11 protein-coding genes are annotated in these 12562 nt (G+C 46.4%); all 11 read left to right on the top strand.

The window, feature by feature from the left end; genetic code table 11:
• The first annotated feature begins 8 nt into the window (after positions 1-8).
• The 11 genes from bamB to F0228_RS07690 all read left to right on the top strand — a co-directional run bounded on the left by bamB (position 9) and on the right by F0228_RS07690 (position 12430).
• Positions 9-1169 (top strand): outer membrane protein assembly factor BamB, encoded by a 1161-nt coding sequence (gene bamB, locus F0228_RS07740; protein WP_061033296.1) that lies wholly within the window; start codon positions 9-11, stop codon positions 1167-1169.
• 158 nt (positions 1170-1327) lie between these two features.
• Positions 1328-2809 carry a ribosome biogenesis GTPase Der gene (gene der / locus F0228_RS07735; protein WP_004740325.1) on the top strand — a complete coding sequence of 494 codons (1482 nt, stop codon included), beginning with the start codon at positions 1328-1330 and terminating at the stop codon, positions 2807-2809.
• A 132-nt stretch (positions 2810-2941) separates the two neighbouring features.
• A complete protein-coding gene (locus tag F0228_RS07730) occupies positions 2942-3841 on the top strand; it encodes a metal-dependent hydrolase (RefSeq protein WP_105059079.1) in 900 nt (299 codons plus the stop codon).
• 289 nt (positions 3842-4130) lie between these two features.
• Entirely contained in the window at positions 4131-5132 is a 1002-nt protein-coding gene (locus F0228_RS07725) for a sensor domain-containing diguanylate cyclase (protein WP_171731842.1), read from the top strand.
• Positions 5133-5168: 36 nt separating this feature from the next.
• Positions 5169-5396, top strand: a complete 228-nt coding sequence (locus F0228_RS07720) for a zinc ribbon domain-containing protein (RefSeq protein WP_171731841.1) — start codon at positions 5169-5171, stop codon at positions 5394-5396.
• A gap of 295 nt (positions 5397-5691) precedes the next feature.
• Positions 5692-6978 (top strand): urea ABC transporter substrate-binding protein, encoded by a 1287-nt coding sequence (urtA, locus tag F0228_RS07715; protein WP_105059082.1) that lies wholly within the window; start codon positions 5692-5694, stop codon positions 6976-6978.
• Positions 6979-7138: 160 nt separating this feature from the next.
• Complete coding sequence (urtB, locus tag F0228_RS07710) at positions 7139-8767, top strand: urea ABC transporter permease subunit UrtB (RefSeq protein WP_105059083.1); 1629 nt, start codon at positions 7139-7141, stop codon at positions 8765-8767.
• Between the two features lie 10 nt (positions 8768-8777).
• Positions 8778-9950 (top strand): urea ABC transporter permease subunit UrtC, encoded by a 1173-nt coding sequence (gene urtC / locus F0228_RS07705; protein ID WP_171762095.1) that lies wholly within the window; start codon positions 8778-8780, stop codon positions 9948-9950.
• Complete coding sequence (gene urtD, locus F0228_RS07700) at positions 9947-10789, top strand: urea ABC transporter ATP-binding protein UrtD (RefSeq protein ID WP_171731840.1); 843 nt, start codon at positions 9947-9949, stop codon at positions 10787-10789. The genes urtC and urtD overlap by 4 nt, the downstream gene beginning before the upstream one ends.
• A gap of 1 nt (position 10790) precedes the next feature.
• Positions 10791-11486 (top strand): urea ABC transporter ATP-binding subunit UrtE, encoded by a 696-nt coding sequence (gene urtE, locus F0228_RS07695; RefSeq protein ID WP_008222775.1) that lies wholly within the window; start codon positions 10791-10793, stop codon positions 11484-11486.
• Positions 11483-12430, top strand: a complete 948-nt coding sequence (locus F0228_RS07690; RefSeq protein WP_171731839.1) for an urease accessory protein UreD — start codon at positions 11483-11485, stop codon at positions 12428-12430. The genes urtE and F0228_RS07690 overlap by 4 nt, the downstream gene beginning before the upstream one ends.
• Positions 12431-12562: the final 132 nt, after the last annotated feature.

The raw sequence follows: 12562 nt of genomic DNA, 5'->3' as shown, positions 1-12562 counted from the left end.
CGCTTTGAATGAAGAAGATGTTTCCAAAAGCGGCGTTGTGTGCGATTGCTCTTGGCCTATTAGCTGGCTGTGCGGGTGAAGAAGACACCGTAATCATGGCGCCAGTACCAACGGTAAACAGCGAGTTCACTCCTAAACAGGAATGGTCGACTTCGGTTGGTGATGGTGTTGGTCACTACTTTTCAAAACTGACGCCTGAGCTGGCTTACGACAAAGTGTTTGTTGCAAGCCGTGAAGGTCTGGTTAAAGCGCTGGATCCTGAAACGGGTAAAGAGCTGTGGAAAACAGACCTTGAGAAAGATGTACTGGCTCGTCTGTCTGGTGGCTTAACGGCAGCTTACGGCAAAGTGTTTGTTGGTTCTGAAAATGGCGAAGTAATCGCATTGGATGAATCGACAGGTGAAGAGCTGTGGCGTGTATCAGTAAACGGTGAGGTGCTTGCATCTCCTGCTACTGACAGCAATATGGTATTGGTTCACACTAGCCGTGGCATGATGCTCGCGTTAGACCAAGAGACTGGTGAACAGAAGTGGACAATTAGCACTGAAGTTCCAAGCCTAACACTACGTGGTGACAGTGCACCTGTTGCGGTTTCTGGTGGTGTATTCTGGGGTACGGCAAATGGTCGTCTAGCCGCTGCTATCGTTGACCGTGGTCAGCTGATTTGGCAACAGCCAGTTGGTACACCAAAGGGTGCAACGGAAATCGATCGCTTGGTTGACGTTGATGCCTCTCCAATCGTTCTTGGTGGTACTTTGTACACTGTTGGTATCAATGGTCAGTTGATTGCCATCGACCTGCGCTCTGGTAAGCCTGTTTGGAAGCGTAACTACTCGTCAGCGATTGATTTAGCAAGCGACGGTAGCCGTTTGTTCCTAGTAACTGATAAGGATCACGTGGCTGCAGTTGATGCACGTAGTGGTACAGAGCTGTGGAGCACCCCATTGCTAGAAAACCGCTTACTGACAGCACCTGCTATCATTAACGGATACGTTGTGGTGGGTGATACAGAAGGTTATCTACACTGGTTAGATCGCTCAACAGGTGAGTTTGTTGCTCAGCAGTTGGTTGATGACAGCGGCTTTGCTGTAGCGCCAATTGAACTGCCTGAAGGCTACTTAGTGACGACTCGCAACGGCGATGTAAAGAAACTGACGATTAGCCAATAAAAGCGTGATATAATTCACAGTCGGCTCCTGGTTGGTAACAGCCAGGAGCCGTTTTGTTGTTAAAAATTAATAAACCATGTGGTTATAGGTAAGAGTTTAAACTTGCGAACAAGTGCTTACCTATAACTACATTAAGAGAAGAAATTGTAGAGGTTGTTATGGTACCTGTTGTTGCTCTAGTAGGGCGTCCGAACGTAGGTAAATCTACGTTGTTTAACCGATTGACTCGAACTCGTGATGCATTGGTTGCGGATTTCCCTGGCTTAACGCGTGACCGTAAATATGGCCATGCTCAACTTGGTGAGCATGAGTTTATTGTTATCGACACTGGTGGTATCGACGGTACCGAAGAAGGTGTTGAAACTAAAATGGCAGAGCAGTCATTAGCAGCGATCGACGAAGCTGATGTTGTGCTGTTCATGGTAGATGGCCGTGCTGGTCTAACACCATCTGACGTTGCTATCGCGAAGCACCTTCGTCAACTAGAAAAGCCTTCAATGCTTGTAGTAAACAAGGTTGATGGTATTGACCCTGATGCAGCAAGTGCTGACTTCTGGCAGCTAGGTGTGGAAGACATGTACCAAATCGCTGCAGCGCACGGTCGTGGCGTTACTGCACTGATTGATCTTGCTCTAAACCCATTTGCTGAAGCACTGAAAGCTGAGCAGGGTGAAATTAGCGATCTAACAGAATTTGAAGACGAAGAAGCAGAGCAGGTTGATTTCACTGAAGAAGAAGCGGAACAAGAGTTCAAGCGTCTGCAAGATCAGCCAATCAAGCTTGCTATTATTGGTCGTCCAAACGTAGGTAAGTCAACGCTAACTAACCGTATCCTAGGTGAAGAGCGTGTGGTTGTTTACGATATGCCTGGTACTACTCGTGATTCTATCTACATCCCAATGAGCCGTGATGAGCGTGAATACGTTCTGATCGATACTGCGGGTGTACGTCGTCGTAAAAACATCAACGAAACCGTAGAAAAGTTCTCGGTTGTTAAAACGTTGAAAGCGGTTGAAGATGCGAACGTAGTTTTACTTGTGATTGATGCTCGTGAGAACATCTCAGATCAAGACTTGAGCTTACTAGGCTTTGCATTGAACGCTGGTCGTTCAATCGTGATCGCAGTAAACAAGTGGGATGGCCTAGATAACGACGTGAAAGAGCGCGTTAAGAAAGAGCTAGACCGTCGTTTAGGTTTCGTTGATTTCGCACGTATTCACTTCATCTCGGCACTTCACGGTACTGGTGTTGGTCACTTGTTTGAATCGGTTCAAGAGGCTTACAAGTCAGCGACAACCCGTGTTGGTACGTCTGTCCTAACTCGTATCATGAAGATGGCGACTGATGATCACCAACCACCTATGGTTCGTGGCCGTCGTGTGAAACTGAAATACGCGCACGCGGGTGGTTATAACCCACCAATTATCGTTATCCACGGTAACCAAGTTCGTGACTTGCCAGATTCATACAAGCGATTCCTGATGAATTACTACCGTCGTTCACTAGAAATCATGGGTACGCCAATTCGTATTCAATTCCAGAACAGCGAAAACCCATTTGAAGCTAAGACGAACAAGCTAACTATCTCTCAAGAGCGCAAACGTAAGCGCATGATGAGCATGGTTAAAGGACGTAAATAGTCCTTTTGAATAGATTTGATACCCGAGCCTGTCTCGGGTATTTTTTTAAGCAAAATTTACGTTATCTGATAACCGCCCCTTGCGAGGAATTATCAGTAAGCGACCTAGACTAGATTCCAAAAGAAGAACGACATGACAACGAGCGACTTGATTACACCAGCAGCAATCACACCGACCATCACCCAATTCTGCCACCAGACTTGGCAGCTTGAGGCAAAAGTTCTGTATGTTGAAAGTGATGAGAGCAAAACCTACTTGATCACAGATGTGACTCCTTTTCATCCTGTTAGCCATATTTGGCCAGATCACCCAGCAGATAAAGGCACCGTTAACCTTGGTGGCGTGCAATATACCGTTGATGATTGCTTAGTTGGCGCGATAGAACAATCTACTGGCAAACTTTATGTAGCAGCAGATATTCCTGTTAAGCGAGATACAGAGGGTTGGGTGTTTGTGGTAGTCCACCAGCTACCTGTATCTGCTTCTAAGATAAGTATTAACGAGCAGGTATCGCTGTCGGTTGATAAAGAGTACCAAGCAAGCCTTAGCCGTGGCCATAGCGCTGGACATGTCGCTTTCTTAGCGTTGAATAAGGTCTTAGCTGACAGTTATTGGCGTAAAGATGCAGACCGCAAAGATCCACTGGGTAGCTATGACTTTAACAGCTACGCTCAAGTAACCAGTTTTGTAACGCCAGAGCTGTGTAAAGACACTTATCGCCTGGGTAAAACCTTGAAGAAGCGCGGCCTTAATGTGGCAGACATGCTGGTGAACCTTGAGGTCATTGAAGCTGATGTTAACGAACTGGTATCTGTTTGGTTAGCACAACCAACAGCAGTGACGATGAGGTTAGAGGGCGAGACGTTAACAGACTCTCGTTACTGGGAGTGGCAGCTTGATGAAGATACTCAGGTCACTATTCCTTGTGGTGGCACACACATTGGAAATACCTCAGAGCTTGGTGCACTGTCCGTTAAGCTGACCCAGCTAGATGACCAAAACATTGAAATGCTGACGCATGTAATTCGATGATTTGAGTAATAGATCGAAATGACTTGTGCTGTTTATTCTGTTTTAAGTTGTCACTTTTAATATAATCAACTGTTTAAAATTGAAATGCAGCACATGTAACTTATGCTTTCGGTATGTGGTGATATAAATATTCTTTTTTGGGTAGATCGCTGATCAAAATAGATAAAGCGAAAGATCAACCTATGATCTTCGATTGTGTGTCGTGGTAATTAAGTGTGTTATTATTAATCAATAACAAGCTTGCATAAGAACAGGCTGTACCCGATTAAATAATTGAAAGCTTTAGTGAATGGAACAACAATTTTTATTAGAAGGCCACCGAGCAGTCAATAGGTTGCTTCGGAAGCTTGCCCTTGGGATGGATCGCAAGGACTTAAACCGCAAGATCATAGAGCTCACAGAGCTGCTTTTTGGTCAGCGTATGGCTTCAATTTTACTGCTCAACGCTGAGTCTCAGACTTTGCACCTCGAATATGCTCCGAATTTGCCTGATTTCTATAATCAACAGATAGAGGGCGTTGGTATAGGTGTTGGAATTGGTTCGTGTGGTGAGGCTGCTGCGCTTAAAAAAGCAGTGATGGTCTCAGACATCAATACCCACCCTAACTGGGCACCTTTCTTGGCGTTAACAAACCAGGCTAACCTTCATGCCTGCTGGTCTGTGCCAATTCTTTCTTCAAACGGGAATGTACTTGGTACTTTCGCTATATACAGCCAATATGTTTCCGAACCACATGCATTCGAACTTGAGATTTTGGAGCTGCTCGCTTCTCTATATTCGGTAGCATTAGAAAAGTACGAGCTGGAAAACCAGCTTAACTTTTTCGCGAATCGTGATTCTCTTACCCACTGCTTGAATCGTCGTGCCTTGTTCAATGAAGCTGAAAAGGTCTTGGCCAAGCGCTGTTTTGCACAGAAGGTGATGGCGTGTCTGTTTGTCGATGTCGATAAATTCAAATCAATCAATGACACCTACGGTCATAGCTTTGGCGATGATGTGCTATTGGCGGTTGCTAGAGTGCTTGATGATTCTACGACAGCGTGTGCCAAGATAGGCCGTTATGGTGGTGATGAATTTGTGGTGTTCTCTTGTTTTGATGATAAAGATAGCGTTGTTAGCTTCTACCACGGTTTAGAGAAAACACTACAACAAGCGCTTTATATTAATGATGTGCAGTTCTCAGTCAGTGTAGGTCTTGCTTGTGAAAAAGATCCACAGGGGTTAGAGCAGTTGATCGCACAAGCTGATAAGAACATGTACCAAATCAAACAAGCTAAATCCAAGCAGTAGTAGATTGTAAAAAGAGTCGTGAATTAGGAAATACTAATGAGTGAAAATATCTGCCCTAAGTGTCAGTCAGAGCTTGGCTGGGACGGACAATACCACTGTGAAAGTTGTCAGGTACATTTTACTAAAGTAGGGTTCTGCCCAGAGTGCAGCAGCCAGTTAGAGAAACTTCAAGCCTGTGGTGCCGCGAGCTATTTTTGTAACGGTGACTGTAACGAGCTTAAATCTAAGTCGAGAGTAAAGTTCGAGTTCCAAGTTGCGGACTAGCTTGAAAGCGATAACAGTAAGTATCGTAACCATAGCTTTCATTAAGAGGCCCAATACCTATGTATTGGGCCTTTTTTGTGCCCATTCTGGGGTTATGTATCATCTTGGGTCATTCTTATTGTCACTGCACCAGTATGAAACATAGTTACATGGTTGCTATGCACGCTATTGGTGTGGTTTGTTTTTAAATCTATTTAATACAATCACTTATGTTTTTAATGGTTACTTATTGAGTTTGGCACTCTTCTTGTAACTCTGTAATTGAATAACAAAAATACAATTATGGAGTACTATCATGAACAAGGTGTTCAATTTATCGCTAGCTGCACTGTGTACAACACTTTCATTTTCTTCTGCATCAGTGTTTGCGGCTGACGAGACCATAAAGGTCGGCGTTCTACATTCACTATCTGGCACCATGGCGATCAGTGAAACCACACTGAAAGATACCGTGTTAATGCTCATCGAAGAGCAGAACAAAAAGGGCGGCTTGCTAGGTAAAAAGCTTGAGCCTGTAGTCGTTGACCCTGCATCAAACTGGCCGCTATTTGCTGAGAAAGCGCGTGAGCTGATCGAAAAAGAGAAAGTGGATGTGGTGTTCGGTGGTTGGACATCGGTATCACGTAAATCCATGCTGCCTGTCTTTGAAGAGCTCAACAGCATCCTTTTCTACCCAGTACAGTATGAAGGTGAAGAGTCGTCGAAAAACGTTTTCTACACTGGCGCAGCGCCAAACCAACAAGCAATTCCTGCTGTGGATTACTTGATGGAAGAGCTGGAAGTTGAGCGTTGGGTTCTAGCAGGCACGGATTACGTTTACCCACGCACCACCAACAAGATCCTTGAAGCCTACCTAAAAGATAAAGGTGTCGCAGAAGAAGACATCATGATCAACTACACGCCATTTGGTCACTCTGATTGGCAGTCTATTGTTTCAGATATCAAGAAGTTCGGTGAAGCGGGCAAGAAAACCGCTGTGGTTTCTACTGTGAACGGCGATGCGAACGTCCCATTCTATAAAGAACTGGGCGCACAAGGCATTTCATCTGAAGACATCCCAGTTATTGCATTCTCTGTTGGTGAAGAAGAACTGTCAGGTATGGATACCGAACCACTGGTTGGCCACCTTGCGGCTTGGAACTACTTCATGAGTGTTGATACTGAAGCCAATGAAGAGTTCGTTGAAACGTGGCAGTCATTCATCAAGAGTGAAAAGCGTGTCACCAACGACCCAATGGAAGCGCACTATGTTGGCTTCAATATGTGGGCGCAAGCGGTAACCAACGCGGGCACAACCGATCCTGAATCTGTGCAAGATGCCTTGATTGGCGTGTCTGTTCCTAACCTTTCGGGCGGCTACTCAACCATGCTGCCAAACCACCACATCACTAAACCAGTCCTGATCGGTGAAATCCAAGATGATGGTCAATTCGATATCGTTTGGGAAACCACAGGTCTCGTTGCGGGTGACGCTTGGTCGAGTTACCTGCCTGAATCAGCGAAGCTGTTCTCTAGCTGGTCTAAGCCATTCTCATGTGGTGCGTTTAACGTCGAAACCAAGAAGTGTTCTGGCGGTAACTAGAGCGTTAATTTAGGAGCATTGAGCCTCCTTGTTTGCGAAGAAAGCATCTGTGTAAGAGGTGTAGCAAACGGAAGGCTCATCGTTTCAACTAACAATAATTCTCCAAATGTCCACTGAGCAAAAATAACAATATCTAGCTAGGTGGATTAAGGAAGCAGGGATGAAAAACGTATTGAACGTACTTAAGGCGCTATTGCTTATGGCAGTCAGTGCTCAGTTGGCTTTTGCTGGAATAACGGATGAAGCTAGCTTTACCAAGGCGCTAGTTGGTAAGAAAACATCGGATAAAGAATTAGCTATTGATTGGGTGATTGAGACGCAAACGGAAGATGTGTCGAAACCTATTCTGGATGGTTGGTTAAACGGAAACCTTTACTATTTTAGTGACAAACAGAGCGAGCAATACAAACAGCTCTACCTCATTCAAAGCATCAAAACAGCGACGTCAGCTCAGTCTGTATGGGATGATTCAACGCTGAATATCGAGAATGCGAGACAGTTTAAAAAGGTTCGCGTGAATAACAAACTTCGTGGGATCTTACGTGGTGAAATTGCCTCGATTGGCTTAAACAGTAGCAATCCAGATGTGCGTTATCAGGCGGTCTCTGATCTATTGGGAACCAAAGATGCCGATATCATTAACCGCCTGTCCGAGCTGAGAGCAAATGAGCCCGAGACTAAGGTCGCTGATCTCATGGACCTCTCACTCGCGATTTATACTTCTCTGGATAGTAGTGCTGCTACACAAGCTCGTGTGGCTTCAATTGAACGAGTTAGCGACTTCAAACAATCCGTCGTGCTAAGGACGCTAAACCAACTGCTCAACAGCGAGCAAGATCCAAAAGTATTGGCCGCGGCAGAGCGTGCTCTTGATAGTTATCAACAGAGCCAAGCACTGTACTCGGGCGTTGAGACCGTATTCTTCGGCTTGAGTTTAGGTTCGGTATTAGTGCTGGCAGGTATAGGCTTGGCGATCACCTTTGGCGTGATGGGCGTGATCAACATGGCTCATGGCGAGCTGATCATGATTGGCGCATACACCACCTATGTATTGCAGTTATTGATGCCTAATCACATAGGTTTAGCGCTGATTCTCTCTATTCCGGCAGCGTTTATTGTTTCTGGTTTGGTCGGTATTGCGATTGAGCGAAGTGTGATTCGTCACCTTTACGGACGCCCATTGGAAACCTTACTCGCAACCTTCGGTATCAGCTTGATCTTGCAACAAGCCGTTCGCTCTATTTTCTCTCCATTAAATCGTTCAGTGAGCACACCTGAATGGATGTCTGGCGCACTGCAATTGAACCCAATGTTGTCTCTGACCTACAACCGTTTATATATCATCTTGTTCTGTGGTTTGGTGTTTATGGGCTTGTTGATGGTTCTTAAGAAAACGCCGCTAGGTTTACAGGTTCGTGCGGTTTCTCAAAACCGTGGTATGGCGCGTGCGATGGGTATTCGATCTGAACGAGTTGATGCGATGACCTTCGGTTTAGGTTCTGGCGTTGCCGGTGTTGCGGGTGTGGCACTGTCTCAACTGACGAACGTTGGCCCGAATATGGGGCAGGCGTACATCATCGATTCTTTCATGGTGGTGGTGTTCGGCGGAGTCGGCAACTTGTGGGGAACACTCGTCGCAGGTCTGAGTCTTGGTTTGTTCAATAAGATCTTAGAGCCATGGGCTGGCGCTGTACTCGCCAAGATTTTAGTACTGGTTTTCATCATTCTATTTATTCAAAAACGCCCACGCGGATTGTTCCCGCAGCGTGGTCGTGCGGCTGAAGGTTAAGGACAACATCATGCAGTCTAAATCATTTGTACTTTCGGCGATGCGTGGTGACAAAGGTGGGCAACTAACCATCCTTGCCATTCTTGCAGCCGTGATTCTTATCCCACTGGCTAACACCATGTTGCCAAGTGGGCATCCACTTCATGTTGAGACTTTTACTATCTCACTGATGGGCAAATACCTGAGTTACGCAATGTTGGCGTTGGCACTCGATCTTGTATGGGGCTATCTCGGAATACTGAGCCTAGGCCATGGCGCTTTCTTTGCACTTGGTGGTTATGCGATGGGCATGTACCTGATGCGTCAGATTGGTGACCGTGGGGTTTATGGTGATCCTATCCTGCCTGATTTCATGGTGTTCCTTGATTGGTCTGCGTTGCCGTGGTTTTGGCAGGGCTTTGATCAGTTCTGGTTCGCTTGTCTGATGGTGGTGTTGGTGCCGGGCGCATTGGCTTATTTGTTCGGTTATTTGGCTTTCCGCTCTCGCGTGTCTGGTGTTTATCTTTCGATCATGACTCAAGCATTAACTTACGCCTTGATGCTGGCGTTCTTCCGCAATGAGATGGGCTTTGGTGGCAACAACGGGCTGACGGACTTTAAAGACATCATCGGCCTGAGTTTACAGAGTGATGCGGTCAAGATTGGTCTGTTTGTCGTGACGGGTATCTCGCTCATTCTCAGTTACATCGTCTGTCGCATGGTAGTGACCAGTCGATTGGGGCGTGTGGCACTGGCGATTCGTGATACCGAGTCTCGCACTCGCTTTATGGGTTACGACGTCGATGGCATCAAGCTATGGGTATTTGTACTGTCTGCGGTTATCGCAGGTATTGCGGGTGCTTTATACGTTCCTCAAGTCGGCATCATCAACCCTGGAGAGTTTGCACCGCTTAACTCGATTGAGATTGTGGTTTGGGTTGCCTTGGGCGGTCGCGCCACTCTGTTTGGTGCCATCGTTGGTGCGCTGATCATCAACTACGCCAAGAGCTGGTTTACGGTCGAGTTCCCTGAGGTGTGGCTTTTCGCTCTCGGTGGTCTATTCGTTCTCTCGACCATGTACTTCCCACAGGGTGTGATTGGTTTTGTCAGTGAAAAGTGGCAACAGCTACGCAAAGCATCGAATTCACAAGACGCAGGACAAGAGCAGGATGATCAGCATAAAGCTAAGGAGGTGATCGCATGACTAAATTCAACAACGTGAAGGAATCGGTTCAGGCGTTCACTCGTCGAGATGAAGTCTTCGATTACCTCAAGCCCGATATTCATCCCGCGATCGATACCCGTCATAACGTGCTGCTGTATGTAGAAGGGGTGAATAAGAACTTCGATGGCTTCCAAGCGATTAACGACCTCAATCTCTACATCAAAGAGGGCGAACTGCGCTGCATCATCGGCCCTAATGGCGCAGGTAAAACCACCATGATGGACATCATCACCGGGAAAACTAAGCCAGATACCGGAGAAGTGTGGTTAGGTTCGAACATCAATCTACTTAAGATGAACGAAGCTGAAATTGCTAATGCAGGTGTTGGGCGTAAGTTCCAAAAGCCGACCGTGATTGAGTGTTTAACCGTGTGGCAGAACCTTGAGTTGGCGATGGCGGGCGATCGCTCTGTGTGGGCAACTTTCACCGCCGTGATGTCTGGTGAGCAGAAAGACAAACTCACCTCGGTACTAGAGCTTATTCACCTCAAAGACGAAGCCGCAAACTTGGCGGGCAATCTGTCTCATGGACAAAAACAGTGGTTAGAGATCGGTATGTTGCTGATGCAAAACCCTAAGCTATTGCTGGTGGATGAACCCGTTGCAGGTATGACTCACCAAGAAATGGACCGCACCGCTGAACTTCTTAACTCGCTGGCAGGTAAGCACTCGGTGGTTGTAGTTGAACACGATATGGATTTCGTTCGTTCGATTGCTAGCCACATCACCGTGCTTCATCAAGGTCACGTGTTGGCAGAAGGCACCATGGATCAAGTGCAGGCTCACCCTGAAGTTAAACAAGTTTATCTCGGAGAATAGGATGTTAGAGGTTAAATCAGTTAATCAATATTACGGTGAGAGCCACACGTTATGGGATTTGGATATGCAGATCCCAGAAGGAAAATGCACGGTGTTAATGGGGCGCAACGGTGTCGGTAAAACCACCTTGCTGCAATGCATTATGGGGTTGGTGAAGGTTGAAAGCGGTGACATTTCTTTATCGGGTGAGTCACTTTTGAAAACCGATGCCGAGGACCGCCCACGCCAAGGGATCGGCTATGTACCACAAGGTCGCCAGATCTTCCCAATGCTCACTGTTCAAGAAAATCTAGAGGTCGGTTTACCGATTCGTAAAAAGGGTGACCGCAAGATCCCTGAATTCATCTTCGATATTTTCCCAGTGTTAAAAGAGATGCTACATCGTCGCGGTGGTGATTTATCGGGTGGCCAGCAGCAACAGCTAGCGATTGGGCGTGCGCTGGTGGTTAATCCAAAGCTATTGATCTTGGATGAGCCGACGGAGGGTATTCAACCCAATATTGTGCAAGAGATTGGCGACATCATTCGCATGCTCAACGAGAAAATGGGGCTCACGGTTCTGTTGGTTGAACAGAAGCTGCCGTTTGCAAGAAAGGTCGGTGACCGTTTTTGTATTCTCGACCGTGGACGCCAAGTGGCAGAAGGTGAAATGACAGGGCTCGATGAGTCTTTGATTAAGGAGTACCTAACCGTATGAATTCTCTCTTTTCTCCGAATGAAGTAAGCAAGGCTTCTTTAGTAGAAGCACTGTCTCTGAATGAGACCATCGAACAAGATATTCGTGATGGTTGGCAAGCGAATTTAAACCTCACCTTTGTCGATCGTGGTGATAAAACCGTATTAAAGAATCGTCAGCAGTCTGGTCCGCTTGCGGTGCAACGCCCCCTGTATCCTGATGGGGAAACGTGTCACACCTACTTACTCCATCCCCCCGGCGGAGTGGTAGGTGGTGACACTCTCAATATTAACGTGAATCTTGAGCACGGTGCTCACGCGTTGATTACTACACCTGGTGCGACCAAGTTCTATCGTTCCAACAACAAGTACGCCAAGCAGAAGCAAACCTTACGTGTGGAGAAAGGGGCTCGCTTGGAGTGGATGCCGCAAGAGAACATCTTTTTCCCCAATGCACATGTTCGACTCGATACTGAAATACGCCTAGAAAAGGGTGCACAGTTTTGGGGGTGGGAGATGCACTGTTTTGGACGGCCTGCACAGAATGAGGGATTTGAGCATGGTCACCTCGTCGGGAAAACGGAAATCTATCTTGATAATCAACTGCTTCTTACGGAAGGATTTAACTTTCACGGTGGTAATAAGTTGATGATAAATATGGGGTTACTTGACTATTCTATGATGGGAACCTTTTATCTCACCTCAAATGAGAAGCAAGATTTAGAGTTGGTACAGAGCTTGCTCTTATCTATTACACAGCAAGCTTCACAGCAATCAGACTCATCGAAAATGTCGAGTGACCCCACATTAATATTGGGCGCGACACAAATAGAAGGATTGATTGTGGTGCGAGCTTTGGGCAATTGGAGTGAAGATATTCTCCAGGCCTTTGGTCAGATATGGCAAGCAACTCGCTCTCATTTGTATGGTACGACTCCTGATTTACCAAGGATTTGGGCGACTTAGCGATTAGCCCTATTTGTACCGAGGGTGACTTCCGGCCCTCGGTACATTTTTTCAAGCTTGCTGTGACTGAATCCCACTTACTGCTCATGCGTTTCTGAGCAATAAGAAAACAACACTAACAGCGGGCGGCTA

The sequence above is a fragment of the Vibrio sp. 99K-1 genome, from assembly GCF_013114585.1.
Classification (GTDB): Bacteria; Pseudomonadota; Gammaproteobacteria; order Enterobacterales; family Vibrionaceae; genus Vibrio; species Vibrio chagasii_B.
The sequence above is the reverse complement of the archived record's forward strand: the minus strand, read 5'-3'. Positions and strand labels throughout refer to the sequence as shown.

What these genes read in the sequence shown, in the direction of transcription:
- bamB (WP_061033296.1), top strand. Translation starts at nt 9, where the DNA reads ATGAAGAAGATGTTTCCAAAAGCGGCGTTGTGTGCGATTGCTCTTGGC.
- der (WP_004740325.1), top strand. Translation starts at nt 1,328, where the DNA reads ATGGTACCTGTTGTTGCTCTAGTAGGGCGTCCGAACGTAGGTAAATCT.
- F0228_RS07730 (WP_105059079.1), top strand. Translation starts at nt 2,942, where the DNA reads ATGACAACGAGCGACTTGATTACACCAGCAGCAATCACACCGACCATC.
- F0228_RS07725 (WP_171731842.1), top strand. Translation starts at nt 4,131, where the DNA reads ATGGAACAACAATTTTTATTAGAAGGCCACCGAGCAGTCAATAGGTTG.
- F0228_RS07720 (WP_171731841.1), top strand. Translation starts at nt 5,169, where the DNA reads ATGAGTGAAAATATCTGCCCTAAGTGTCAGTCAGAGCTTGGCTGGGAC.
- urtA (WP_105059082.1), top strand. Translation starts at nt 5,692, where the DNA reads ATGAACAAGGTGTTCAATTTATCGCTAGCTGCACTGTGTACAACACTT.
- urtB (WP_105059083.1), top strand. Translation starts at nt 7,139, where the DNA reads ATGAAAAACGTATTGAACGTACTTAAGGCGCTATTGCTTATGGCAGTC.
- urtC (WP_171762095.1), top strand. Translation starts at nt 8,778, where the DNA reads ATGCAGTCTAAATCATTTGTACTTTCGGCGATGCGTGGTGACAAAGGT.
- urtD (WP_171731840.1), top strand. Translation starts at nt 9,947, where the DNA reads ATGACTAAATTCAACAACGTGAAGGAATCGGTTCAGGCGTTCACTCGT.
- urtE (WP_008222775.1), top strand. Translation starts at nt 10,791, where the DNA reads ATGTTAGAGGTTAAATCAGTTAATCAATATTACGGTGAGAGCCACACG.
- F0228_RS07690 (WP_171731839.1), top strand. Translation starts at nt 11,483, where the DNA reads ATGAATTCTCTCTTTTCTCCGAATGAAGTAAGCAAGGCTTCTTTAGTA.